The sequence below is a fragment of the Janthinobacterium sp. SUN073 genome (assembly GCF_030397665.1).
In the GTDB taxonomy this organism is placed as follows: domain Bacteria; phylum Pseudomonadota; class Gammaproteobacteria; order Burkholderiales; family Burkholderiaceae_D; genus Janthinobacterium.
On the sequence record NZ_JAPUBT010000007.1, the window covers coordinates 155,211 to 181,647 of the forward strand.

20 protein-coding genes and 1 tRNA gene are annotated in these 26,437 nt (G+C 61.7%); 15 read left to right on the plus strand and 6 right to left on the minus strand.

Annotation, left to right across the window (positions count from 1 at the left end; translation table 11 throughout):
• Positions 1-23: 23 nt before the first annotated feature.
• Complete coding sequence (locus O0882_RS19325; protein WP_289950580.1) at positions 24-1,448, plus strand: hypothetical protein; 1,425 nt, start codon at positions 24-26, stop codon at positions 1,446-1,448.
• Here O0882_RS19325 and O0882_RS19330 read toward each other — a convergent pair.
• Positions 1,385-2,005 (minus strand): LysE family translocator, encoded by a 621-nt coding sequence (locus O0882_RS19330; RefSeq protein WP_289950582.1) that lies wholly within the window; start codon positions 2,003-2,005, stop codon positions 1,385-1,387. The two genes, O0882_RS19325 and O0882_RS19330, sit on opposite strands and share 64 nt — an antisense overlap.
• Positions 2,006-2,170: 165 nt before the next feature.
• Between O0882_RS19330 and O0882_RS19335 the strand changes: the two genes are divergently transcribed.
• The 4 genes from O0882_RS19335 to O0882_RS19350 all read left to right on the plus strand — a co-directional run bounded on the left by O0882_RS19335 (position 2,171) and on the right by O0882_RS19350 (position 4,739).
• On the plus strand, positions 2,171-2,653 hold the full coding sequence (locus O0882_RS19335) for an Lrp/AsnC family transcriptional regulator (protein WP_010393611.1): 483 nt from the start codon (positions 2,171-2,173) through the stop codon (positions 2,651-2,653).
• A gap of 76 nt (positions 2,654-2,729) precedes the next feature.
• On the plus strand, positions 2,730-3,686 hold the full coding sequence (gene pip, locus O0882_RS19340) for a prolyl aminopeptidase (protein ID WP_289950583.1): 957 nt from the start codon (positions 2,730-2,732) through the stop codon (positions 3,684-3,686).
• A 112-nt stretch (positions 3,687-3,798) separates the two neighbouring features.
• Positions 3,799-4,239 (plus strand): DUF2721 domain-containing protein, encoded by a 441-nt coding sequence (locus tag O0882_RS19345; protein WP_289950586.1) that lies wholly within the window; start codon positions 3,799-3,801, stop codon positions 4,237-4,239.
• A 44-nt stretch (positions 4,240-4,283) separates the two neighbouring features.
• The gene (locus tag O0882_RS19350; RefSeq protein ID WP_289950587.1) at positions 4,284-4,739 is read left to right on the plus strand and encodes a hypothetical protein; all 456 of its coding nucleotides are present in this window, start codon (positions 4,284-4,286) and stop codon (positions 4,737-4,739) included.
• 11 nt (positions 4,740-4,750) lie between these two features.
• Here the strand turns inward: O0882_RS19350 and O0882_RS19355 are convergent, their stop codons facing one another.
• Positions 4,751-5,332, minus strand: a complete 582-nt coding sequence (locus O0882_RS19355; RefSeq protein ID WP_289950590.1) for an SRPBCC family protein — start codon at positions 5,330-5,332, stop codon at positions 4,751-4,753.
• A 159-nt stretch (positions 5,333-5,491) separates the two neighbouring features.
• Here O0882_RS19355 and O0882_RS19360 point away from each other — a divergent pair, with 159 nt between their 5' ends.
• Entirely contained in the window at positions 5,492-7,537 is a 2,046-nt protein-coding gene (locus O0882_RS19360) for an NADPH-dependent 2,4-dienoyl-CoA reductase (RefSeq protein ID WP_289950592.1), read from the plus strand.
• 78 nt (positions 7,538-7,615) lie between these two features.
• Here O0882_RS19360 and ybaL read toward each other — a convergent pair whose 3' ends face one another.
• The 3 genes from ybaL to O0882_RS19375 form a co-directional block, all read right to left on the minus strand.
• The gene (ybaL, locus tag O0882_RS19365; RefSeq protein ID WP_289950594.1) at positions 7,616-9,325 is read right to left on the minus strand and encodes a YbaL family putative K(+) efflux transporter; all 1,710 of its coding nucleotides are present in this window, start codon (positions 9,323-9,325) and stop codon (positions 7,616-7,618) included.
• A gap of 210 nt (positions 9,326-9,535) precedes the next feature.
• Entirely contained in the window at positions 9,536-10,657 is a 1,122-nt protein-coding gene (locus O0882_RS19370) for a beta-ketoacyl-ACP synthase III (RefSeq protein WP_289950596.1), read from the minus strand.
• A 187-nt stretch (positions 10,658-10,844) separates the two neighbouring features.
• Positions 10,845-12,287, minus strand: a complete 1,443-nt coding sequence (locus tag O0882_RS19375) for a S41 family peptidase (protein ID WP_289950598.1) — start codon at positions 12,285-12,287, stop codon at positions 10,845-10,847.
• A 324-nt stretch (positions 12,288-12,611) separates the two neighbouring features.
• On the opposite strand from O0882_RS19375, the gene O0882_RS19380 reads away from it, so the two are divergent.
• From O0882_RS19380 to O0882_RS19395, 4 genes are all read left to right on the plus strand, one after another.
• Entirely contained in the window at positions 12,612-13,181 is a 570-nt protein-coding gene (locus tag O0882_RS19380; protein ID WP_289950599.1) for a hypothetical protein, read from the plus strand.
• Between the two features lie 144 nt (positions 13,182-13,325).
• Positions 13,326-15,410, plus strand: a complete 2,085-nt coding sequence (locus tag O0882_RS19385; RefSeq protein ID WP_289950601.1) for a M13-type metalloendopeptidase — start codon at positions 13,326-13,328, stop codon at positions 15,408-15,410.
• 182 nt (positions 15,411-15,592) lie between these two features.
• The gene (locus tag O0882_RS19390; RefSeq protein ID WP_289950603.1) at positions 15,593-17,662 is read left to right on the plus strand and encodes a M13-type metalloendopeptidase; all 2,070 of its coding nucleotides are present in this window, start codon (positions 15,593-15,595) and stop codon (positions 17,660-17,662) included.
• A gap of 218 nt (positions 17,663-17,880) precedes the next feature.
• Positions 17,881-19,794, plus strand: a complete 1,914-nt coding sequence (locus O0882_RS19395) for a methyl-accepting chemotaxis protein (protein WP_289950604.1) — start codon at positions 17,881-17,883, stop codon at positions 19,792-19,794.
• A gap of 113 nt (positions 19,795-19,907) precedes the next feature.
• On the opposite strand, the gene O0882_RS19400 is transcribed toward O0882_RS19395, so the two are convergent.
• Positions 19,908-20,471, minus strand: a complete 564-nt coding sequence (locus O0882_RS19400) for a c-type cytochrome (protein WP_289950605.1) — start codon at positions 20,469-20,471, stop codon at positions 19,908-19,910.
• A gap of 199 nt (positions 20,472-20,670) precedes the next feature.
• Here O0882_RS19400 and O0882_RS19405 point away from each other — a divergent pair.
• From O0882_RS19405 to O0882_RS19425, 5 genes are all read left to right on the plus strand, one after another.
• A tRNA-Arg gene (locus tag O0882_RS19405) sits at positions 20,671-20,746 on the plus strand.
• Between the two features lie 93 nt (positions 20,747-20,839).
• On the plus strand, positions 20,840-21,394 hold the full coding sequence (locus tag O0882_RS19410; RefSeq protein WP_289950606.1) for a helix-turn-helix domain-containing protein: 555 nt from the start codon (positions 20,840-20,842) through the stop codon (positions 21,392-21,394).
• Positions 21,394-21,972, plus strand: coding sequence for a PIN domain-containing protein (locus O0882_RS19415; RefSeq protein ID WP_289950607.1), 579 nt, complete (start codon positions 21,394-21,396; stop codon positions 21,970-21,972). The genes O0882_RS19410 and O0882_RS19415 overlap by 1 nt, the downstream gene beginning before the upstream one ends.
• Before the next feature lie 244 nt (positions 21,973-22,216).
• Positions 22,217-24,874 (plus strand): TonB-dependent receptor, encoded by a 2,658-nt coding sequence (locus tag O0882_RS19420; protein WP_289950608.1) that lies wholly within the window; start codon positions 22,217-22,219, stop codon positions 24,872-24,874.
• Between the two features lie 194 nt (positions 24,875-25,068).
• Positions 25,069-26,421 carry an MFS transporter gene (locus O0882_RS19425; protein WP_289950609.1) on the plus strand — a complete coding sequence of 451 codons (1,353 nt, stop codon included), beginning with the start codon at positions 25,069-25,071 and terminating at the stop codon, positions 26,419-26,421.
• Positions 26,422-26,437: the final 16 nt, after the last annotated feature.

The window sequence follows — 26,437 nt, forward strand, 5'->3', positions numbered from 1 at the left end:
CATTTCCCTTTCCGCTTCCCTTCATGACTGCACTTTTTGCCTTGCGCCGCGCCAGCCTGGCCGCCGTCCTTCTCCTGGCCGCTGCTGCTGCCCAGGCCGCTGTCTCGTTTCATGTGAGCGTCACCACCGAGCGCGAGAATCGCCCCGGCGTGAAAAGCCGCTTGCCGGCGCAGGAAGTGCAGGAAAGTGACGTGGTGCTGGGCCAGCAGTACATCAGCGTCAGCGATGGCAAGACGCTATCCGTGCTCGATTTTTCCACGCGCCGGCGTTATGTTATCGACAAGGCAGCGGGGACTTACGAGCAATACTCGCTGTTCGATGTTGTCGCGCTGCGCCAGAGCGAGATGCGCCACCGGCTGGGCATTGCCGACGTGCTGACTGTCGCCAAGCGGGCCGATCAGGTCACGCCCCAAGCCTACGAGGAGCAGGCGCTGTCGGTCCGGGCCGGCAAGGTGCGAGGCCGGCTGGTGCCCAACATTCTCGATGGCGAGGTGCTGTGGTCGCTCGATGAGCACCCTTTGCTGCGTCTGGGGCCGGCCCATAGCGCAGGCGACGGGCAGGACAGCAAGGCGTTTGCCCAGTTCTTGCGTTATACCTGGGGCGGTCACCCGCTGGTGCTGAAAATGCTTGCCGACAGCCGGCAGATTCCCATGCGATTCCTGCTGCACTATCAGGAGGTGGGAGGCACGCTCACGCGCCGCTTTCGTGTCAGTGCCGTGCAGGCGGATGCACCCGCGACCTTTACGCTGCAAGGCTACCGGCCGGGCAGGGCCGGCGCCGACGCTCCCGTTCTGGCGCGCGTGCTGGACCAGGCAACGCGGCTGCAGCCATTGGCGGCCGAGGCGCATCCGGCAATGCGCGCGCAGGCGGAGCAGGCGTTTGCCGGGCAGCAGCCTTTTGCTGCCTTGCTGATCATGATGGAAGACAATTATTCCACAGGCGCCCCGGTGGGGAAATTGTCGCCGCAGCAAAGGCTGGCGCTGGAAACCAATGAGCAGGCACAGCAATTGATACGTGCGCTGTCCGCCAGAGACGAGGACGCCATCAAGGCCGGCCTCGCCGCAGTGCAGGCATTGCGCGCGCAGGTCGGCAAGGATCAGCCCATGCTGACATTGTTTGAGGCCAGCATGCGCGGCAAGGCGGGGCAATGGCCGGAGGCGACCACGCTGTATCTGCAAGCGCTGCAAGCGCGGCCGCAGCTGGCCGGCGGCTACAAGGAACTGGGCGATGCGTTGTATGCGCAGTTCGATACTGCCAATGCCTGGCGCAGCTGGGAGGCGGGCCGGACACTGGCACCCACGCATCGCCTGTTTGCCAGCGTGAACCGCCGGGAACAGGAATTACTGACGGCTTATCCCGTCTTTTTTGAGAGCGGGGCGCCGGTTCAGCCCAGCACCAGCCGCCCCGCCAGCAGCACGAACACGGTGGGCAGCACGAACTTGCCGTAAGGCGAAGGTTTGCCGCGCAGGCGGCGCGCCAGGCGTGCGGCCAGTACGGCGTACAGGGCATCGAACAGCAAGCCCACCAGCACCAGGACGGCGCCCAGACGCAGGTATTGCATGCCGACCTGCTCGCTGCCAACGACGAATTGCGGCAGGAACATGCTGCAAAACAGCAGTGCCTTCGGATTGAGCAGATTTGTCAGGAAGCCGCGCACCAGGCTGGCGCGGGCGCCGTGCGCCGTGGCGGGGGCGGCTTTTTCCTGTGCCGTGCTTGTTGACAGGGCCGACTGCAGCAGGCGCAGCGCCAGGTACAGCAGATACGCGGCGCCCGCCCATTTGACCCATTGCAAGGCTTGCGGATGCGTCACCATCAATGCCGCCAGGCCCGCGCCCGACAGCGCCACGTGCACGGCGCGCGCGCCGGCGATGCCCAGCGCCGTCACCAGCGCCGTCGCCACGCCGCGCGCGGCGCCCGTCGCCAGCACCAGCGCCATGTCGGGGCCCGGTAATAAAAAGGCGCCGGCCAGTGCCAGCAGGTACATCAGGAAGGTAGAATCGGACATGGCGCAGCTCGGTCACAGGCAAAAAGTAAGGGCGGGAGCAACGGCAGCTTGCCGCATGCTCGCCGGGCCCCATTATGTTCTTGTCGCGATGAAATGTGCTTGCTTTTCCTGCCCTGCATGCCCTAGTATTCGGGTAGATTCCACTCCTATAAAAACAAAAAATAGATGAAAATTTCAGAAGTTAGCCTCGACGCCACCGATTTGCAAATACTCAGGCTGTTGCAGGATGAAGGAAGGCTGTCCAACGCGCGCCTGGCCGAGCGCTTGAAGCTCAGTGAAACCCCCGTCTGGCGCCGCCTGCGCCGCCTGGAAGAGGAAGGGTTTATTACCGGCTACCAGGCTTTGCTCAACCGCAAGAAACTGGGCATCGGCCTGGTGGCCTTTGTACGGGTCGTGTTTGCCAACCATGGCGGCGAGCAGCCGTCGCAGTTCGAGCAAGCCATCGCGACGATTCCCGAGATATTGTCGTGCCACAATGTGGCGGGCGAAGCCGATTATTTCCTGCAAGTGGTGGCGCGCGACCTGGAAGCGTATGGCGAATTCGTCTCGACGGTGTTGCGCCGCCTCCCCGGCGTGGCGGAAATCCAGTCCAGCCTGTCGATGCGCGAAATCAAGTCGTCGAACCGCCTGCCCTTGCCGCTGGCCTGAGGCGCCGGGGGCGCACTATAATTGGAACAGTTGCCAGGAATCGTGCCTGGCCCCTGACTGCCATCTAAGGACCGCCATGCCCGATTCCCTGTCGCCCCTGTTTCCCGCCCTGATGCCGAACCGGCACGGCATGCTGGCGGTCGATGACCTGCACACCATTTATTGGGAAGAGTGCGGCAATCCCGACGGCATTCCCGTGTTGTTCCTGCATGGCGGCCCGGGCGCGGGCCTGTCGCCGCAGCACCGTCGCTTTTTCGATCCGCAGCGCTACCGCGTGATCCTGTTCGACCAGCGTGGCGCGGGCAAGTCCACGCCGCTGGGCGAATGGCGCAACAACACGACGCAGTTGCTGATCGAGGATATCGAAGTGCTGCGCGCCCAGTTCGGCATCGCCCAGTGGCTGGTGTTTGGCGGCTCCTGGGGCTCGACCCTGGCGCTGGCGTATGGCCAGGCGCATCCGGAAGCTTGCCTCGGTTTCGTGCTGCGCGGCATCTTTTTATGCACGCAGGCGGAAATCGACTGGTTCATCGAAGGCGTACGCTGGTTCTATCCGGAATTGTACGCAGAATTTGCCGCGCCGATTCCGCCAGAGGAGCGGGGCGACTTGCTGGCCGCCTACGTGCAACGCATCCTCAGCAGCGACCCCGCCGTGTACTGGCCTGCCGCGCGCGCCTGGAGCCGCTTCGAGGGCCGCCGCGTCTACCTGATGCCGCAGCCGGAAGATGCGCCGAACGATGCGCTGGACCTGGGCGTGGGCAGGCTCGAATCGCATTACATGGCCAATCTCGGTTTCTTCGAAGAAGACCAGCTGATCCGCAACATGGGGCGCATCGCGCACTTGCCGGCCGTCATCGTTCAGGGACGCTACGACGCCATCTGCCCGCCCCTGTCGGCTTACCGCCTGCAGCAAGCCTGGCCCGGCGCGCAGCTGGAGATGATACCGGACGCGGGCCATGGCGCGCTGGAGCACGGCATCGCTTCGGCGCTGGTGCGCGCCACCGAGCGCTTCGTCCCGGGGCGTGGCTTCGCATGACATCTAAACATGCCGGTTGGCAAAGCGGCCAGCCGGCGTGCGCCACCTGCTACACTAGCGCCTGTGCCGCCGCCTTCCGCGGGCGGCAGTGCGACCTTACCTTTTTTTACCCATGAACATACAGATCGGCGACATCGGCCATATCATTCAGCTGGCGATTGCGCCGGTTTTCCTGCTGACCGGCATCGGCACCATGCTGGTCGTGCTGACCAACCGCCTGGGCCGCATCATCGACCGCACGCGCGTGCTGGAAGACCGGCTCGACATCGGTTACAACGATTTCTATATGGATGAGCTAGATACCTTGTATCAGCGTACCCATCTGATCAATTACTCGATTTCGCTGAGCACGGCCTGCGGTTTCTTCGTCTGCGTCATCATCGCCATGCTGTTTCTGGGCGATATTATGAATCTGACCCTGGACAAATACATCGCGGCCTTCTTTGTGCTGGCCGTGATTTGCCTGATCGGCTGTTTTATTTACTTACTGCGCGAAATTTACCTGGCCGCCAGGGCCCAGCGCATCCGGCGCCATATCCGCCCGCCCCGTTAAGCGACCGCGCCGGTTTTACCCTACTATTGAAGAACGAGTCCAGCATGCACGATTACAAACGTCCCCCCACCCTGCACCGCTACGGCCAGCGCAGCGAACTCGATCTGGCGCTGAGCCTGGGCCAGTTCCGTCTGATGCCCGCGGGCAATTGCCTGACCCTCAGCTTTTCGCAAGTGTGGGACAAGCAACTGTTCGACCTGTTCGCCCCGGCCGACGCCTGTTTGATCATCCACAATACGGAAGAATTCGGCGAACGCCTGCACCGCGCCGTGCAGCGCACCTTGCCCAGCTGGGCCGGCATCGACGGCGTCGTCGAATATGGCCAGCGCGCCGCCCTGGGCGCCGCCTTCACCAAGACGCGCGCCGAAGCGCCCGAGCAGGAATGGCTGTTCGCCTGGCGCTCGATGCAACCGCAGGCCAGCCTGAACCCCGTCACGGTCAAACTGGGCAGCCTGGAAAATTTCGCGGAAATCCGCGACCGCGACACGTATCTGGCGTAATTCCGCCTGAATTATCCGGATTTATCGGCGTGCTGGCTGTCGATGCGTGCCAGTACTGCCGCCATCATGCGCTCGATATCGCCGCGTATCATGGTCGTGCCCAGCATGCCTGGCACATAGAAGCCCGGCATCAGCCGGCTGGAAAAGACGATGCGCGTGCCGCCCGTCTCGGGGATGGGGTACAAATTCCAGCGCGATTCGTAATGCCGCATGTCGCCGGAGATCAGGGCGATGTCGATGGAGGTCAACGGCGTTTCCGTGGCCCGCACCACCAGATGGATGGCGTGGTTCATGAACAGGAAGCGCGCCATGCCCTGTTGCTCGATGATGACTTCATTACCGTTGCGCGACAGCACGCGGCAAGAGCTGAGGTCGGGCACGAATTCGCTCATGCGCTCGTAGCTGGTCAGGGTTTTCCACACGGACATCGGCGGTGCCTGCACGCTGCCGCTGGCATCGACTTCATACATGCGCTGCCCGTCGACCTCGATGCGCTTGACCTCGACCTTCAGCTTGTCCAGGCGTTGCGCCTGTGCCAGCGCGGTAGCGGGGACGGTGCACAGCATCAGCAGGCAGAGGAAGAGTCGCGTCATGCCACCTAGCCTACGGGAAAGTACCGCCCGGCACAAGCTGTGCCCATCGTCGGCGGGCGCGCCCGGCGATTTAGAACTCCCGGTCTAGAGAAAGTCGCTGCGCTGGCCAGCAATGCTTGTTACCGTACGGCCTGCATACCACCATCTATCGGACCGACCATGACTGCCTATCCCCATCTGCTGGCCCCGCTCGACCTGGGTTTTACCTCTTTGCGTAACCGCGTCATCATGGGATCCATGCATACGGGCCTGGAAGACCGGTTCTATCATTATGGCAAGCTGGCCGCCTTTTACCGCGAACGGGCGCGCGGTGGCGTGGGCCTGATCGTCACGGGCGGCATCTCGCCGAACCGCCAGGGCTGGCTGCTGCCATTTGGCGGCACCTTGAATTTCCTCGGCGATGTGCCGAATCACCGCAAGGTGACGCGCGCCGTGCACGAAGAGGGCGGCAAGATCGTCATGCAGATCCTGCATGCGGGCCGCTATGGCTATCAGCCCTTCGTCGTCTCGGCATCGGCGAAAAAATCGCCGATCTCTCCGTTCCGCCCCCGTCCCTTGAGCGAGCGGGGCATCGAGCGCACCATCTGCGACTACGTGCGCTGCGCGCGCCTGGCGCAAAAGGCGGGCTACGACGGCATCGAAGTGATGGGCAGCGAGGGTTATCTGCTGAACCAGTTCCTGTGCGCGCGCACGAATCTGCGCCAGGACCGCTGGGGCGGCACGATCGAGAACCGCATGCGCCTGCCCGTGGAGATCGTGCGCCGCATCCGCGCCGCCGTCGGTCCCAACTTCATCATCATGTACCGCCATTCCCTGCTCGACCTGGTCGAAGGCGGCAACACCTGGGAGGACGTGGTGACGGTAGCCAGGGCGCTGGAACAGGCCGGCGTGACCATTCTGAATACGGGCTTCGGCTGGCATGAGGCGCGCGTGCCCACCATCGTCACTTCCGTGCCGCGCGCCGCCTTCGCCTCCGTGGCGGGCCGGCTGCGCCGCGAAGTGAGCATTCCCGTGGTGGCCTCGAACCGCATCAACATGCCGCACGAAGCGAACGCCATCCTGGAGCGCGGTGACTGCGACCTGGTGTCGATGGCGCGCCCTTTCCTGGCCGATCCTGACTTTGTTGCCAAGGCCGCTTCAGGCCGCGCCGACGAAATCAACACCTGCATCGGCTGCAACCAGGCGTGTCTGGACCACACTTTTGCCAACAAGCGCGCCAGCTGCCTGGTCAACCCGCGCGCCTGCCATGAAACGGAACTCGTGTACGCGAAAAAGGCCGTAGCGCGCCGGGTGGCCGTCGTCGGCGCCGGGCCGGCCGGCCTGTCCGCCGCCTGCGTGGCCGCCGAATGCGGGCACGAGGTGACCCTGTTCGACAGCAGCGACAGCGTGGGCGGCCAGTTCAAGGTGGCGATGCAGATACCGGGCAAGGAAGAATTTACGGAAACCATCCGCTACTTTGCCCGCCGGCTGGCGCTGCTGGAAGTCAAGCTGCGCCTGGGGCAGCGCGTGACGCGTGAGCAATTGCTGGCCGGCGGCTATGACGACGTCATCGTCGCCACCGGCATCAAGGTGCGCCTCCCGGCCATTCCCGGCATCGAGCATCCGAAAGTGCTGTCGTATCTGGATGTGCTGCAAGCCAAGAAACCCGTCGGCGCGCGCGTGGCCATCATCGGCGCGGGCGGCATCGGCTTTGACGTGGGAGAGTATTTGCTGCACGACCCGGCGCACCCGCTGCCGCAATCCGTGGCGACGTGGGCGGGCGAGTGGGGTGTGGATTTGAATGCGGCCACCGGCGGTGGCCTGGTGGCGTCCGTGGCTCCTGCGCCCGTACGGCAGATTTTCCTGTTGCAGCGCAAGACGTCGAAAGTGGGCGCGGGCCTGGGCAAGACCTCGGGCTGGGTGCACCGCGCGGCACTGGCGCGCAATGGCGTGGCCATGCTGGCTGGCGTGAGCTATGACAAGATCGACGGGCAAGGCTTGCACATCACCGTGGGCGGCGAGCAGCGCCTGCTGGCGGTGGACAACGTGGTCATCTGCGCTGGCCAGGACAGCTTGACGGAACTCATGCCGCCCGTCGGCAAGGATGGCAAGCCCTTACAGGCTGGCGGCCCGCGCTTCCATAAAATCGGCGGCGCCGCGCTGGCGGCGGAACTCGATGCCAAGCGGGCCATACGGGAAGGCGCGGAGCTGGCCGCCAGTTTATAACCCGGAAAAAACTGGGGTCGGACCCTGAGGGTCCGACCCCGGCATTTGCATGGGCTAGAGGTTCGGTATCAAAGAACCTTAATGGCCATGCCCCTTCTTGGCCGTCTCAAAACTCTGCAGCACATGCTCGGCCATGCCATTGGCCAGCTCGTGCTCGCCAATGAAGACCTTGCCCGCGTTTTCCGCGCGCAGCAATTCCGCCTCTTCCTCGCTGTGCGTGCGTACCACCGTCAGGATGGCGGGGTTCAGCGCGCGCGCCGTCTCGATCATGGCGCGCACGTGGAAGGTGTCCGGCGTGGCGATGACGAGCATGGTGGCGTGCGTGATGTGCGCCTGGATCAGCACGGCCGGTTCGCCCGCATTGCCGGCCACGGCCGGAATGCCCTGCTTGCGCAGCTGGTCGACGATTTCGCGGTTTTCCTCGGCGACGACAAAATGAATGCCGCGTTCCATCAGGGCGGCGGCGATGCGCCGGCCCACGCGGCCGTAGCCGACCAGCACGACTTGACCCGACAGCTTTTCCTGCGGCACCGTCATCGGCAGTTCGGCCAGCGGGTCGGTGGTGCGTTCGAACTTGCGCGCGAAATCGCTGTTGCCGATCACGCGCAGCAGCGGCTTGGCCATGCTGAACACGAGCGGGTTGAGGGCGATGGACAGGATGGCGCCGGCCAGGATCAGGCTTTGTCCTTCCTGCGGCATCAGGCCCAAGGAGAGGCCCAGGGCCGCCAGGATGAACGAGAATTCACCGATCTGCGCCAGGCTGGCCGAGACGATGATGGCTGTTTTTGGCGGATAGCGCAGGGCCATCACCAGCAAAAAGGCGGCGATGGACTTGCCGAAGATAATGATGGCGCACACGGCCAGCACCTGCAGCGGCTTCTCGATGAGGATATTCGGCTCGAACAGCATGCCGACGGAAACGAAGAACAGCACGGCAAACGCGTCGCGCAGGGGCAAGGACTCTTCCGCGGCGCGGTGGCTCAGTTCGGACTCGCGCAGCACCATGCCGGCGAAGAAGGCGCCCAGCGCGAACGACACACCGAACAGTTTGGTGGAAGCGTAGGCGATGCCGACGGCGGCGGCGATCACGCACAGGGTAAACAGTTCGCGCGAACCGGTGCGCGCCACTTGCCACAAAATCCATGGGAACAGCTTGCGGCCCACCACCAGCATGAAGACGATGAAACCGGCTACTTGCCCCAGGGTCACGGCCAGGGTTTGCCACAGGCTGGTGGCCTCGGCTCCCGGCGCGACCTTGCCACCCAGCATACCGGCGAACGCCGGCAGCAGCACCAGCACCAGGACGGTGACGAGGTCTTCCACCACCAGCCAGCCGACGGCGATGCGGCCATTGAGCGAGTCGAGGATGCCCCGTTCTTCCAGCGCGCGCAGCAGCACCACGGTACTGGCCACGGACAGGGCCAAGCCAAAGACCAGTCCGCCACCTAGCGTCCAGCCCCACCAGTGGGCCAGGCCCATACCCATCGCCGTGGCGACGCCGATCTGCAAGATGGCGCCGGGCAGCGCGATCTTGCGCACGTCCCACAAATCGTCGATGGAAAAGTGCAGGCCGACACCGAACATCATCAGCATCACCCCGATCTCCGCCAATTGCCCGGCTATTTCCGCATTCGCCACAAAACCGGGCGTGGCCGGTCCGATGATGATGCCGGCGGCCAGATAGCCGACCAATGCCGGCAGTTTCAGGCGCGCGGCGATGAAGCCGAAGATGAGGCCGAACCCGAGGGCGGCGGCGATGGTGGTGATCAGACTGATGTCATGGGGCATGCGTGGTGGGTTCCTTATGGAGACGTGCGGATGGAAAAAGAGGGTGTTCAGCGATCGAGTATAAACGCAACAAAGCTGCGGCTGGAATTTTCCTGCCGCTTTTTTTACAAAAAATTTGCGCTATATCTTCGTCCAGCTGGCACCGAACGCATGCCATCGACTGCGATCTGCGCCTAATTGAGGCAATCAGGCGCATCCCGCCCCCGACGCTTACACCTTGCGCACGACCACGCAGCCGATGGAATAGCCGGCGCCGAACGAGCAGATGACGCCCATTGCGCCTGCCGCCATATCATCCTGATAGGTATGGAAGGCGATGATGGAACCGGCCGACGAGGTGTTGGCGTAGGTGTCGAGGATCACGGGCGCTTCGTTGGCCTCGGCGTCGCGGCCCAGGATCAGGCGCGCGATCAGCAGGTTCATGTTCAGGTTGGCCTGGTGCAGCCAGTAGCGGGAGACTTGCGCCACTTCCACGCCGGCCTTGGCCAGGGTCGCCTTGATCATCTCGGCCGCCATCGGGCACACTTCCTTGAAGACCTTGCGGCCTTGCTGGCGGAATAATTTGTCGGCCTTGCCCACGCCGGACTCGTCAAAACGGTTGAGGAAGCCGAAATTGTTGCGGATGGCATTCGAGAAGCGCGTTTTGAGTTCCGTGCCGATGATCTCGAACTGGTGCTTGGACACGGCCGTGTCCTTGGCTTCGACGATGATGGCGGTGCAGGCGTCGCCGAAAATGAAATGGCTGTCGCGGTCGCGCCAGTTCAGGTGGCCGCTGGTGATTTCGGGATTCAACACCAGCACGGCGCGCGCCTGGCCGCTTTGTACGGCGGCCACGGCTTGCTGGATGCCGAAGGTAGCGGACGAACACGCCACGTTCATGTCAAAACCATACCCGTCGATGCCCAGCGCATCCTGCACTTCCACCGCCATGGCGGGGTAGGCGCGCTGCATATTGCTGCAGGCCACCAGCACCATGTCGATGTCGGCCGGCGTGCGGCCGGCGCGCGCCAACGCATCGCGTGCGGCGGCGACGGCCATTTCCGCCTGCAAGGACAGTTCGTCATCGCCCCGTTCCGGGATGCGCGAGACCATGCGCGCCGGATCGAGGATGCCTTCTTTCTCCATCACGAAGCGCGACTTGATGCCGGACGCCTTTTCGATGAAGGCCACGCTCGACAGCTCCAGCGAAGTCACCGTGCCTGCGGCGATCGCGTCGGCGTGATCGGCATTGAATTTTTCTGCGTAGGCATTGAAGCAGATGACCAGCTCTTCGTTGGAGATCGAAAATGGCGGCGTGTACAGTCCGGTACCGCTGATGACGACTTGTTTCATGGTTAAACTTTCAAATTTGGCAATCGGCGCGCTGCCGATAAGTGAAGCAAATTTTACACAAACGGGCTCGACTGTAGAGAGTTTCGTGTTGCGGGAGAGGGGGAAGTGTGGCGGAAGATTGATTTTTGTCGCGTGGAGCGGTTATCGGGGGGCATGGCGCCCCCCTCTGTGCTGCTGGCGCTGCTGCTTACTTCTTCTGTTCTTTCTTGACGTCGGCTTGCACCACCACCGGTTCGGCCTTGGCCAATTGCACCGGCAAACCCTTCAGGTGGTTCAGCGCCTGGTGCAATTGAAAATCGTCCTGGCTGCCAAATTCCAGCGGCTTGCGGGTCTTTTCCAGGGCGATGATGCGCAATTGCTCTTCCAACTCGTCGTTGACGGGCGCGGCCTTGGCGCTTTCCTGGTCGCGGTCGTTGCTCAGGTGCTTGGTCAGGTCTGCTTCGCGGATGCGCAAGCCGTTCAGGCCGTCGCCGTCCGCATTTTCATCGACCAGCAGGTCGGGCACGATGCCCTTGGCCTGGATCGAGCGGCCGTTCGGCGTGTAGTAGCGGGCCGTCGTCAGCTTGACGGCCGTGTCGGCCGTCAGCTGGCGGATGGTTTGCACGGAACCCTTGCCGAAGGTTGGCGTGCCGATGATGGTGGCGCGCTTGTAATCCTGCAGGGCGCCGGCGACGATTTCCGAGGCCGAGGCCGACCCCGTGTTGACCAGCACCACCAGCGGCACTTTCTTGATAGCGGCCGGCAATTTTGCCAGCGCATCGCCTTCCGAGCGGAAGGTATAGTATTCGGCGCGGCCGTAAAACACCTGTTTCGAGTCCGGCAGCTGGCCGTTGGTCGAGACGATGGCCGCGTCCTTCGGCAGGAAGGCGGCCGAGACGCCGATGGCGCCCTGCAGCACACCGCCCGGATCGTTGCGCAAGTCCAGCACCATGCCCTTGATGTGCGGGTCTTGCTGGTACAGGGCCGTGATCTGCGCGGCCATGTCGTCGACGGTCGGTTCCTGGAATTGCGACACGCGCAGCCAGGCGTAGCCCGGCTCGACCATCTTCGCCTTCACGCTCTTTTGATGGATTTCCTCGCGCGTGATGGTGAAGGCCAGCGGCTGTGGTTCATCCTTGCGGGCAATGGTCAGCGACACCTTGGTGCCCGGTTCGCCGCGCATGCGCTTGACGCTGTCGTCCAGGCTGACGCCTTTCACGGGCTGGCCATCCAGGCGTGTGATGAGGTCTCCGGCCTTGATGCCGGCGCGGTAGGCGGGTGAATCCTCGATGGGCGAGACGATCTTGATGTAGCCGTCTTCGCTCAGGCCAATTTCAATGCCCAGGCCGACGAACTTGCCTTCGGAGCCTTCGCGCAGCTCGGCGTAGGCTTTCTTGTCGAGGTAGGCGGAATGGGGGTCGAGCGAGGCGACCATGCCGGAAATGGCGTCTTCCAGCAGTTTCTTGTCTTCCACCGGCTCGACGTAATCGGACTTGATCAGGCCAAACACATCGGCCAGCTGGCGCAACTCTTCCAGCGGCAGGGGCGGCTCGACGGTCTTTTGTGCCATGGCCGAAAATTGCAGCGACACGGCGACGCCGGCCACCACGCCCAGGCCAATCAAGCCGGTATTTTTGAGTTTGCCCATCATTGCACCTTTGCAGCTAGCGTGTCTTGCATAAGCGCCAGTCCCCGTGGAGCGGCGCTTTCCTGAAAGTATAGACCTGAATCTCTGCCGGTGTGGGCCGGCCGTGGAAAAAGCGTGGCTGGGCCCAGTCTACGCGCGAAAACGGGGCTGTCAGCTTGCCATATGTTGCGGTTTTGTATGCGATGTATAGTTACTCTTGAGGGGAGTAAGCATTTGTAAGAGTCGAAAAAAAGCGTGTGCGGCGGCCCTATAGTGGATTCGCATTCTCGACCCGAAGTGGTTTTGCCTGCGTCTGCGGACGCAGGCTTTTTTTTATCCGGAGCCCCCATGACATCGCTGACCTTTCTCCCCGCCGTGCGCCGTCTCGGCCTGGCTTTCCTGCTGGGCACTACCGCCTTGACCGCCTCGGCCGTGCCAATCGCCGAGATGCGCCTGGAAGACTTGTTGCCGATGGCGCCCGATTTCAGGATGGAATTGAAACTCAATGCGAATCAGACCACCTTGTGGCAGCAGGTGGAAGGGAAAACCCGTCAACTCTTGCGCGAACGCAAGGCGCGCCGCGAACGGCTGCAAGCGGCTGTGACGCAGGGCTTGCAAACGCCCCGGCTGGAGTTGCGCGACCTGCTCGCCGGCCTGGACACGGAAAGCACGCAGAGCCTGGCTGAAGAAAAGCAGGTGCGCGAGTGGTGGCTCAGCGTCAACGATGCCCTGGACGAGCAGCAGCGCCAGGCGGTGGCCCAGTTCATCGCCGGGCAGATGGCGCGCGTGATGGATGCCGCCGTACCCCACAATGAATCGCGCGGCGCGCCCGCTGGCGAACACGGCGGGCGCAAGGGCGGCAAGGGAGGCGTGAGCATGGGCAGCGGGGGCGCCGGCATGACGCTACCCGCCAACTGAGGGGCTAACTGAGAGGCAATCCCGGGGCAAAGGATGGCCAAATGGCCTGGTCGCGTGCTACATTCCGGCAGCGCCTGGCGCGGCGGGCTATCCGCCCGCAGCTATCTGCCCGGTCTTTTTTGATATGCCCCATAAGGACAATCCGTGAATCGCTATCTCTTGAGCAGTCTGACCCTGACCCTGTTGGCTGCGTTTGCCCATGCCGCCGAACCCGTATCGGCCGTGGCGGCACCGACCGTGGCGCCCAATGTCGCACCTTCCGCGCCTGCCGCCGCTGGCGTCGTTTCCGGCATCGACGTACAGTACATCGACCCCGCCGTGCGCGTGCAGGATGACTTTTTCACCCATTTGAATGGCAAGTGGCTGGCCACGGCCGAGATTCCTGCCGACAAGTCGAGCTGGGGTTCGTTCGCCAAGTTGCGCGATGACACCACGCCGCAATTGCGCGGCATCATCGTAGCCACGCAACAAGATAAAAACAAGAAGGCCGGTTCCGAAGCGCAGAAAATCAGTGACCTGTACGCCAGCTATATGGATGAAGCCCGCCTCGATGCGCTGGGCACGAAGCCGCTGGCCGGCGAACTGAACCGCATTCGCTCGCTGCGCGACAAGAAGGGCGTGCCCGCCCTGATCGCCCACCTGAGCCAGACGGGCGTGTCGACCCCGTATGCCGTGTATGTGGGCCAGGATGCGCGTGCCTCGACGAAATATGCCGCGTATGTGAGCCAAAGCGGCCTGGGCATGCCCGACCGCGACTACTACCTGGAAGCCAAGCAGGCTGGTATCAAAGAAAAGTACCAGGCGCACGTGGAAAAAATGCTGGCCATGGCCGGCGACAAGAACGCCGCCGCGCGCGCCAAGGCGGTCGTTGCGCTGGAAACATCGCTGGCTGAAGTGCAATGGACCAAGGTCGAGAACCGCGACCCGGTAAAGCGCTACAACAAGACCGATATCAACAAGCTCAACGACCTGACCCCTGGCTACGACCTGAAGTCCGGCCTGGCCGCGCTGGGCATCGCCAACAAGGTCGATTACGTCATCGTCAACCAGCCCAGCTACCTGGCCGGCTACAACAAGGTGCTGGCTAGCACCGACCTGGACACCCTGAAAGCGTATTTCGAATGGCAGTTGTTGCGCAGCTATGCCAGCTACCTGTCGAAAAACTTCGTCGATGAGAGCTTTGCCTTCTACGGCACGGTACTCAGTGGCGTGACGGAAAACCAGCCGCGCTGGAAGCGTGGCGTGGGCGCCGTCGAAGGCGTGCTGGGCGAAGCCGTCGGCAAGCTGTATGTCGCGCAATATTTCCCGGCAGAGCGCAAGGCGCACATGCAGGAACTGGTGAAAAACGTGCTGGCAGCCTACAAGGACAGCATCGACACCCTGGACTGGATGAGCCTTGACACCAAGAAAGAAGCGCAAGCCAAGCTGGCCAAGTTCACGCCGAAGATCGCCTATCCGAACCAATGGCGCGATTACACGAAGCTGCAAATCGTCCAGGGCGACCTGGTGGGCAACATGATGCGCGCCGCCAATTTTGGTTCCGCGCGCCAGGTGGCCAAGCTGGGCAAACCGATCGACCGCGAAGAGTGGGGCATGACGCCGCAGACGGTGAACGCGTATTACAGCTCGACGATGAATGAAATCGTCTTCCCCGCGTCCATCCTGCAGCCGCCGTTCTTTGACGCCAACGCGGACGACGCCGTCAACTATGGCGCCATCGGCGCCGTCATCGGCCATGAAATCAGCCACGGCTTCGACGACAAGGGCAGCCAGTCCGATGGTGACGGCAATCTGCGCGACTGGTGGACCCCGGCCGACCGCAAGAACTTCGCGGCCAAGGCCGATGCGCTGACCAAGCAATACGACGGCTACAGCCCATTGCCGGGCTACCACGTCAACGGCGCGCTGACCCTGGGCGAAAACATCGCCGACAACTCGGGCGTGGCGATCGCCTACAAAGCCTACAAGATCTCGCTGGGTGGCAAGCCGGCGCCCGTGCTCGATGGCTTGACGGGCGACCAGCGTTTCTACATGGGCTTTGGCCAGGTCTGGCGCAGCAAAATGCGCGAAGCGCAGCAGATCGTGCAGATCAAGACCGACCCGCATTCGCCGGGCCAGTACCGCGCGAATGGCACCATGGTCAACCAGCCTGGCTTCTATGAAGCGTTTGGCGTGAAACCGGGCGACAAGATGTATGTCGCCCCGGAAAACCGCGTCATTATCTGGTAAGCCCTGTCGTGATGAAAACGTAATCCTGTAGCAACAAAAGAGACCACCTTGCGTGGTCTTTTTTGCATTCTGGCCAAAGTTCTTTCTGTCATTTCAGCCGGTATGCTACAGTCAAAAACCGGGCCAGAAGCCCTGGGCCTTCTGACCCTTATATTCCACACAATATAATATAGAGGACAACCGTGAATCGTTATTTGTTAAGTGCATTGACCCTGAGTTTGCTGGCCGGCGTGTCCGGCATGGCTGGCGCCGCTGATACGGCCAAGAAAGCCGCTGCCGCTCCCGCCGTCGCGGCCGCCGCGCTGACGTCTGGCATCGCCGTCGAATACGTCGATCCTGCCGTGCGCGCGCAGGACGACCTGTTCCAGCACCTGAATGGCAAATGGCTGGCGGAAACCGTGATTCCTGCCGACAAGTCGAGCTGGGGCAGCTTTGCCAAGCTGGCCGACGATACGCAAACGCAGCTGCGCGGCATCGTCGAAGGCGCCAGCGCCGACAAGGCCCGCGCGGCCGGCTCGAATGCCCAGAAAATCGGTGATTTTTATAACAGTTTCATGGATGAAGCCAAGCTGGAAAGCCTGGGCCTGACGCCCTTGAACGCGGAGCTGGCGAAGATCGCCGCACTGCAGGACAAGGCCGAGTTGCCAGCCGTGATCGCCCACTTCAGCAAACTGGGCGTGACCTCGCCGTACGACTTCGGCATCCACCAGGACGCCAAGGATTCCACCAAATACGTGGCCGACATCGTGCAAAGCGGCCTGGGCTTGCCTGACCGCGATTACTACCTGGAAGCGGGCAAGGCCGACACGCGCGCCAAATACCTGGCCCACGTGGAAAAAATGCTCAGCCTGGCCGGCGACGCGAATGCTGCTGCCAACGCCAAGGCTATCCTCGCGCTGGAAACGGACTTGGCCAAGGCGCAATGGAGCAATGTGCAGAACCGCGACCCCGTCAAGACCTACAACAAGGTGGAACTGGCGAAACTGGCCGCCGTGGCGCCAGGCTACGACTGGGCCCGCTACCTGAAGGACACGGGTATCGCCGGCAAGGTCAATTACGTGATCGTCAGCCAGCCCAGCTACCTGAAAGGCTTTGCCGAGATCGCCAACAAGACGCCGCTGGACACATGGAAAGCGTACTTCCAGTGGCACTTGCTGCACGCCAATGCCGGCTACCTGCCGAAAGCGTATGTCGATGAAAACTTCGCGTTTTACGGCACCACGCTGACGGGCGTGACGGAAATGCGTCCGCGTTGGAAACGTGGCGTGGGCGCCGTCGAAGGCGCGCTGGGCGAAGCCGTGGGCCAGCTGTACGTGGAGCAATATTTCCCGGCCGAGCGCAAGGTGCGCATGGAAGCGCTGGTGAAAAACCTGATGACGGCCTATCAGCAAAGTATCGACAAGCTCGACTGGATGAGCCCCGTCACCAAGAAACAGGCGCAAATTAAACTGGCCAAGTTCACCACCAAGATCGGCTACCCGAACAAATGGCGCGATTACTCGGGCCTGACGGTGGCGCCGGACGATTTGATCGGCAACATCCAGCGTTCGCACCTGCTCAACTACAACCGCGAATTGAACAAGCTGGGCCAGCCTATCGACCGCGACGAGTGGGGCATGACGCCGCAGACCGTGAACGCCTATTACAACCCGGAACTGAACGAGATCGTCTTCCCGGCCGCCATCCTGCAAGCGCCGTTCTTCGACGCCAAGGCGGACGACGCCGTCAACTATGGCGCCATCGGCGGCGTGATTGGCCATGAAATCAGCCATGGTTTCGATGACCAGGGCGCCCAATATGACGGCGACGGCAACCTGCGCGACTGGTGGACCAAGGCCGACCATAAAAACTTCGCCAAGAAAACCAAGCAACTGGTGGCGCAGTACAACAGCTTCAGCCCCATCCCTGGCCACTTCGTCAACGGCGAACTGACCCTGGGCGAGAACATCGCCGACAATTCCGGCGTGGCGATCGCGTATAAGGCGTACAAATTGTCGCTGAATGGCAAGAAAGCCCCCGTCATCGACGGTTTCACGGGCGAGCAGCGTTTCTATGCGGGTTTTGCCCAGGTCTGGCGCATGAAGATGCGTGAAGCGCAGCAACTGGTCTTGCTGAAAACGGACCCGCACTCGCCAGGCCAGTTCCGCGCCAACGGCACCATGCGCAACCAGCCCGGCTTCTATCAAGCCTTCGACGTGAAACCGGGCGACAAGATGTATCTGCCACCGAAAGACCGCGTCATCATGTGGTAAGCCATCTTTCGGCTGGATAGAAATATGTTAGCAATGCCGCCCGGTTTACGCCGGGCGGCATTTTTTTTGCTTGCTTGCCAGCCGTATACAGCGAAGTGTTGCGTGCGTTGGCAGTGATTTTCCTTGCTCGTTGACAACGAAGATTGAAGCGCCTATATCTGGATGAAAACAAGAATAAACCTGTGTAGCGCCCCATATGTCATCAAAAAGGAAACATTGTGAGAGACATATTTCGTACCAGCCAAGCCCGTTTTATCACCCTGTTCAGTCTTGTTTTTGTGGTGTTGCTGGTCATGACCTTGGCTGTCATCCATTTTTTCGTCACGCCGGATTTGAAACGCACCGAGGGCATGGTGGTCGGTTTTGACGTCAGCAAAATTTCCACCAGGATTACCGAGCAGTTGCGACAGGTGGAGGCGCAGCAGCGCAGCATCACCCAGACGGTGGCGCTGATGGACAGCGCGGCGATCGATGTCCTGCTGCCGGGGCTGGTCGACCAGTATTCCGATCCGAATGTGTTTGGCGGCGGCATCTGGCCGCTGCCGAAAAAGCGCGATCCCGAGCGCGACAAGTTCAGCACCTTTTTCGCCCGCGACGCCTCCAACAAGCTGGTCGTCAACACCCACTGGAACTCGCCGGAGTCGCTGAAGTACTTCGAGCAGAGCTGGTATCTGGGCGGGCTCAAGTCTGCCAAGGGGCATTGCGACTGGGCCAAGGCCTACAAGGACGACGCCAGTGCGCAGCCGCGCACCAACTGCGCCATGCCGATCTACAAGGACAACGAGTTGTACGGCGTTTCCACCATCGATGTCACGCTGGGCTTTTTCAACCGCCTGGTGGCCGACATGGAGAAAGCGATCCACGGCCAGATCCTGATCGTCGAACGCGACGGCAAGATCATCAGCAACAGTACGTATATCAAGGACGAGATCGTACTCAAGAAAGTCGAGGATCTGGCATCCAGTTCGCCGATGGTGGCGGAAATCGGCCGCCTGCTGCCCAAGCTGGACGCGCAGGGCGTGGCCGAATCGGAGTATCGCAGCGACGGCACGCCCCACACGCTGTTCCTGAAGGCGATACCGGGCAGTCCGTGGGTGCTGGCGACCGGTTTGCCGACCAGCCAGCTGACCGAGCAAAGCGACCGCATCTTGAGCAAGCTGGGCATGGTGCAGATCCCCATCGCCCTGCTGCTGCTGGCCATGTTCATCGGCAGCATCCGCCTGTTCATGGGACGCTTGGGCGTACTCAAGAGCAATATCGATGCGCTGTCGGCCGGCGACGCCGACCTGACGCGGCGCCTGCCGGGCGGCGGTGGCAGCGAGTTCAACGATGTGGCCGGCAGCTTCAACGCCTTCATCGAACGGCTGCAGCAGATGATGCGCGAAATCGGCACCAGCACGGCGTCGATCGCGCTGGCCTCGCGTGAAATCGCCAGCGGCAACCAGGATCTGTCGGCCCGTACCGAAAGCCAGGCCAGCGCGCTCGAGCAGACCGCCGCGTCGATGGAGGAGTTGACCGGCACCGTCAGGCAGAACGTCAACAGCGGCCAGGAGGCCAACCGGCTGGCGCTGGACGCCTCGAAGGTGGCGGCGCGGGGCGGTGCGGTGGTGACGCAGGTGGTCGAAACGATGGGCGCGATCGAACACTCGTCGAAGAAAATCGCCGACATTATCAGCGTCATCGACGGGATCGCGTTCCAGACCAACATCCTGGCGTTGAACGCGGCCGTCGAGGCGGCCCGGGCCGGCGAGCAGGGCCGCGGCTTTGCCGTGGTGGCGTCCGAGGTACGCAACCTGGCGCACCGCTCGGCCACGGCGGCCAAGGAAATCGGCGCGCTGATCGTTGAATCGGTGCACAACGTCAACGCCGGTACCAAGCTGGTCGACCAAGCTGGCGCCACCATGCACGAGATCGTCGCCGGCACCGACAAGGTTGCCAACATCATCGGCGAGATTCTGCTGGCCAGCCAGGAGCAGGAAACGGGCATCGGCCAGGTCAACCAGGCCATCGTCCAGCTCGACGACAACACCCAGCAAAATGCCGCGCTGGTGGAGCAGGCGGCAGCGGCAGCCCATTCGATGCAGGAGCAGACCGGCAAGCTCGAACAGATCATCGGCGCATTCAAGCTGTAGCGCGCGCGAACGGACATGAAAAAGCCGCCCGGTTCAGTTGAACCGGGCGGCTTTTTTACATCCGAAGCACCCCCTGGGGCCGCTTCAACGCGCCGCCTGAAGCGGCATCGCGCTTATTTCTTGGCTTCTTCCGCTGGTGCGCCAGCGCCGTCAGCGGCTGCGGCCGGTGCCGGCACTTCCGGTTCCTTGAACTTGCCGCCCGAAGCGTTGGCCATGTAGACCACGGCGCGCGCCACTTCCACATCGTCGAGGTCGGGATTGCCGCCCTTGGCCGGCATCGCGCGCAAGCCTTCGATGGCGTGCTTCAGGACCGTATCGTAACCCTGGGCCAGTCGGGCCGACCAGCTGCCCGCGTCGCCAAATTTCGGTGCACCGGCCACGCCGGCGCCATGGCATGCCACGCAGGTGGCCGTGTAGACGGCTTCGCCGCCTTGCAGCACCTTCGGACCGCTGGCATCCTTGAAGGTAAAGCCGGCGTTGGCCACGGGGCTCAGGCGCTCGGCAATGGCTTCCGGCGACTGGCTGTCCGTCCCGGCACCCGTCAGTTTTTGCGCCGTGACGAACTGTACCAGCAGGATGATGCCGATGACGGTGACGAGGAAGAAGCCAGCTACGGCGGCAAGCAATTGCTTAGGCGTTTTGATCGCTGATTGTTGTTCGTTATGTGCGTCGCTCATGATGTCCTTAGTCCAGATTTGAAACTGATGGCCGTGTAAGGTAGCATTTTTACATGCTTGGATGTAAACCTTTGTGAAACCCACAATTATAGGCACAAAAATTGAGCAGCGACATGCAATTGCCAGCGATACGACAGTTTCCGTAGACGTAGGTAAAGAAAAACGGTATCCTTCGCATCACTTCAGAAATTCCCCCTACGCGGCTGTAGCTCAGTGGATAGAGTATTGGCCTCCGAAGCCAAGGGTCGTGGGTTCGATCCCCGCCAGCCGCACCAAGATGTCCCCGTCGTTCCCTCCATTTTTCCCCCTCTGTTCGCAGTTGATGAGGCCCCCTGTGTCTGTTCGCCTTGCCGTTCTGGTGTCGTGTCGTGCTTGTTCCTGCACAAATTGTTATACTATTTTGGTTGCGTTTATTGCGTTTGGCTCGTAAGCTGGAACGGGAAGCAGGGAGGAATACCATGTCGAATGTGATTGATCGTCTGGAAAATAAGGAAGACCTGGAACTGGCGAAAGCGGCGCAGCGCTGCCTGGTCAGTGCGCTCGATCATTCGCGTGCCGTGCAGATTGCCGTTCTGGAAGAGGGCGCGCAGGACCTGGGCGACGCCCCTTTGCTGCGCTTGCCGCCGAATGTATTGCGCCTATTTGCGGATGTGCTGGGCACCTTGGCGCAAGGGAAGGCCGTGACGGTCATGCCCAAAGAGCTTGATGTGACGACCCAGGAAGCGGCCATGTATCTGAATATGTCACGGCCGTATCTGGTGCGCTTGCTTGAAGCAGGGAAAATTCCCCATCATAAGGTGGGTACGCACCGCCGGCTGCGCTTTGAGGATGTGGTGCAATACAAGGATGAGCGCAAGCGCCGCTCGCAACAGGCCTTGCAAGCCTTGGCAGATCAGGCGCAGGAGCTTGAACTGGGGTATTGATGGCCGGATACTACCGTTACACTGCCGTCCTCGATGCCTGTGTGTTATATCCGGCACCCTTGCGCGATCTATTGTTGAGTTTGGCGGCGGACGGTATCTTCAGCGCACGCTGGACTGCGCAGATACAGGAGGAGTGGCAACGCAACTTGCTGCTCAAGCGGCCTGATCTCGACCCTTCGGCGTTGGCGCGCACCAGCGCGCTGATGGCCGAGGCAGTGGAGGATGGCGTGATCGAAGCGTACGAATACCTGATCGATACCTTGATCTTGCCCGACCTGGACGACCGGCACGTGTTGGCGGCTGCGATCGTGGGGCATGCAGACGCCATCGTCACATTCAATCTCAAAGACTTCCCGGACGCGATCATGCGCGGGCACAACATTGAAGTCTTGCACCCCGATGATTTTCTGGTGGCGCAGTATGAGCTCGCTCCGATACGCATGCTCAGTGTCGTCAAGGAAAACCGGGGGCGATTGCGCAAACCGCCCAGATCCGCCGCCGAATTGATTGCCACTTACGAAGCGCAAGGCTTGCCGCAATTGGGCAAGTTGCTGCGTTCAGCGATTGTCTTGCTCTAGCCCCGCTCCACCGCTCCGCCACTTGAGCTGCTTTTTTTGGCGCCGCCCTGCCTGAAACGTCCCTGACGCCCCTGCCGTTGTCTGTTGACGAGCTCCAAAGTCCTCCAGCCACCGATATCAAAATTGATATCGAAACAGTGGAAAAATTGATTGGAGAGATTATCGCCCAGCCCCTAAGATAAACGCCGAGCATGCGCACGACATGCAAGCGATACAACAATATCAATACAATATCTGGAGATTCATGATGCGCCACGCCACCGGTCCGCTCGCGGCCACTTCCCTTCGTCCATTCACCTTGAAGGCTGCCGTTGCGGCATTGGCCGGTATCGGCCTGCTGAGCACGGCTTCGGTCTGGGCGCAGGAGGCGGTGGCGGCCGATGCCAGCGCCGAGCCTGCGGCGGAAGTGTCGGTCGTGACCGTCAGCGGCGTGCGCCGCTCGGCGCAAAATTCCCAGCAGATCAAGATGCGCTCGGACCAGGTCATCGATTCCATCGTGGCTGACGACATCGGCAAATTCCCTGACAATAACGTGGCCGAGACCCTGGCGCGCATTTCCGGCATCCAGATCCGCCGCGATTCGGGTGAAGCGAGCGCCGTCATGATCCGTGGCTTGCGTGATGTCACGACCCTGCTCAACGGCCGCGAACTGTTCACCACCACGGGCCGCTACGTCAACCTGGCCGACATTCCCGCCACCATGCTGCAGCGCGTGGATGTGTACAAATCGCAGGGCGCCGACCAGGTCGAAGGCGGCGTGGCCGGCATCATCGACGTGCGCACGAATCGCCCGTTCGATTTCAAGGAGTTTACCGCCAGCGTCAACACACGTGCCGTCTACAGCGACAAGTCGAAAGCCACCGACCCGAACATCAGTGGCATGCTGTCGAATCGCTGGAAGACGGGCATCGGCGAAGTGGGCGCGCTGCTGGGCTTGTCACAGCAGCAGCACCGTTACCATGAAGAACGCGCGTTCAATACGGCGCCCGTGGATAAAAGTTTCCTGTCGCCCGGTTTGACTGGGCCGGACCAGGTGGGCTTGTTGCCGATCAAGGGCGACCGCCGCCGTAGCACCGCCAATGCCGTGCTGCAATGGCGCCCGAACGCCGACGTTGAACTGTACGCCGAAGGCATGGCCACACGCTTCCTGCTCGACGCCGAGTCCGATTACTTCGTCGGCTTGCCATGGTGGGGCACGCCCGTGTCGGCGACCAAGATTCCCGGCAGCAACCAGCTGCAAACGCTGACCTCCAAAAACGTCAACACCATCATGTCGACGCAGGCGAACAAGAACCAGACGAAGACGCATCAATTTGCCGTGGGCGGCTTGTGGGATATCAACCCGGAATGGCGTTTCACGTCGGAAGTGGCCAGCACCCAAAGCACCTTTACCTGGCGCAACCCGATTCTCGATGCGATTACCGTCGTGCCGAATGCCAGCATCAATACCAACCGGAACGGCACCTTGCACGTCGACTACACGGGCATCGATCTGCAAGACCCGTCGAACTACTATCTGAAGGGCTTTTTCGACCGCTACGGCGAAGACAAGGGCAGCTCGAACGATGTGCGCGCCGACCTGGCGTACACGCCCAGTGCCGGCGGCTTCTTCAAGGAAATCAGCGTCGGCGTGCGCGGCGTCAAGCGCGAAGCCGAATCGATCAAGAGCTATGAAGGCAATGCGGAAGCACCGGACGTGTCCGGCGCCGCGTTTCCGTTCAATCGCCAGAGCGTGACGTCGATTCCCGGCCTCAATTGCCTGTCGGAACCGATGTCCAGCGGCGGTCCCGACTATGGCTTGAAGCAGTGGTACACACCGTGCGCCAGCTTCCTGCTTAATAACACGGGCACCATCCGCCAAGCCGTCACGGGCAGCAGCGCGGCGCGCGCCATGGACCCGGGCTCGTTCTTCAAGGATACGGAAAAGACGTATTCCATCTACACCAAGGCGAAGATCGCTTTTAAACTGGGTGCCTACCCCGTCGACGGCACCGTGGGCGTGCGCGTCGTGCGCACCGAGCAAAGCCTGCAAGGCAACAGTTCGCAAGATGGCGTCTACACGCCCGTCATCAGCGATACGGCCAGCACCGACGTGCTGCCCAGCGTGGCCCTGAAAATCAAGCTGCGCGCCGACCTGGTTGGCCGCTTCGCCGCGGGCCGCACCATCAGCCGTCCGGGCTTTGCACAGCTGAACCCGGGCGTGGCCCTGGTCAATTCGACGGAAACGGTGAAGGCGACGGGCGCGGGTGGCAATCCGAATTTGAAACCGGTGACGGGCGACAATGTCGATGCGGCACTGGAATGGTATTTCGCGCCAGCCGGTTCCGTGACGGCCACCGTGTTCCACCACAAGTTCGACGGCTATATCCAGCAACGCATTGCCAGCGAAACCATCGCCGGCAAGACCTACGACGTGGACCGCCCGTACAACACGGCCGCCGGCAAGCTGCAGGGCCTGGAAATCGGCTACCAGCAGTTTTATGACGGCTTGCCGGGCCTGTTGAGCGGCCTGGGCTTGCAGGCGAACGGCACCTACATGAGCGGCAGCACCGACGACGAGACGGGCAGCCATGCCATCACGGGCGTGTCGCGCTATGCCTACAACCTGGTGTTGCTGTACGAAAAAGATGCGTGGTCGGCCCGCCTGGCCTACAACTGGCGCTCGAAATTCATCGACAGTTACAACCAGGGCGGCCCCGGCCTGGATTTGAAAGTGGCGGCCACAGCTCAGCTCGACGGATCGCTGTCATACAAGATCAACGAGCAGTTCACCGTGACCCTCGATGGCAATAACTTGCTCGACACCAAATTCAAGGATTACTGGAACGAGGCAGGCGTGTATCCGCGCGATACGCGCCGTTATGACAGGACAGTCGGCCTGTCTTTACGCTGGAAAATGTAAAACGTCCATGGCTGCGTTGCATTGCCTCGCCGTACTCCTCGTACTGTCTTCGGCAACGCGCCTTGCCCTGAACGTTTTACATGAGTGAAAAAAGCAGTATCCAAGGGCGTTGCCATGGTTTCGGCCTGCAGCGCCCCTGGCGTTGCAGTTGGGCAGTCAGACACGATTCATCATCAAAAGAATGGACGGAAAGCATGGAGACGCAAAAATTATCCACCGTTGAAAAGGTCGGCTTCGGCGCGGGCGACATGGCGCTCAATGTCGTCATCTCGTCGATGATGCTGATCATCACCTTTTTCTATACCGATATCTATGGCTTGAAAACCACGGACCTGGCCCTGCTGTTCGTGGCCGTGAAAGTCATCGGCGCCATCGCCGACCTCGTCATGGGCCAGATCACCGACCGCTACAGCTTTGCCTCTGGCCGCTACCGCCCGTATCTGCTGTGGCTGGCCGTGCCGTTCGGCGTCAGCGTGTTTTTTGTGTTCACCACGCCGGAATGGGGCTATGACGCCAAATTGATCTGGGCGTATTCGACGTATATCCTGATGACGATCATGACGGCCGGCGTGGGCATCCCCTACATCTCGCTGATCAGCGGCCTGACCAGCGATCCGCACGAGCGCCTGTCGGCCAATGGCTACCGCCTGTTCTTTGCCAAGATCGGCGCCTTCATGGTGACCATCGTCGTGCCGATCCTGTCGCAGCGCTGGGGCGGCGGCAACCCGGCCGTCGGCTACCAGGCGGCCATGGCCGTGATGGCGGTGATGGGCGTGGCCCTGTTCCTGTTCTGCTATTTCACCACCACCGAGCGCGTCGTGCACGTGGTGGAAAAACAATCGTTGCTGGAACAATTGAAGGTGCTGCTGCAGAACGACCAGTGGCTGGTGCTGTGCGGCGTGTGCGTCACGGGCACGGTCGGCTACGTGGTGCGCGGCTCCGTCGCCATTTATTATGCGAAATACTATCTGGGCGGCAGCACGGAAACCGTGGCCGCCTTCCTGACCACGGGCGTGGTGGCGGCCATCCTGGCGATGATCGCCTCGACCTGGATCACCAAGTTTTACTGCAAGGTCAAGCTGTTCCGCTACTCGCAAATCGGCGTCGCGCTGATCAGCCTGGCGATCTACTTTTTTGTGAAGCCGAGCGACACCGTGCTGGCTTTCGCCCTGTATTTCCTGCTGTCCTTTGTGGTGGACTTGCACGCGCCCGTGTTCTGGTCGGCGATTGCCGAAACCATCGATTATGGTCAAGTCAAGACGGGCAAGCGCGTCTCCGGTTTCGCCTTTGGCGGCATCTCGGTGTGCCAGAAGGCGGGCATGGCCGTGGCGGGCTTTTTGGTCGGCATGCTGCTGTCCTATTTCGACTACCAGCCCAACCATGAGCAAACGCAATTCGCCCTGAACGGCATCGCCCTGATGCTGTCGATCATCCCCGGCTTTTTTCACTTGCTGATGGGCTTGCTGATGTTCAAGTACCGCATCAGCGATGACTATTACCGTGGCGTCAAGGTAGAGATGCACAAGCGCGGTTTTGTCGCCGCGTAAGAATAACTGAGTGGAG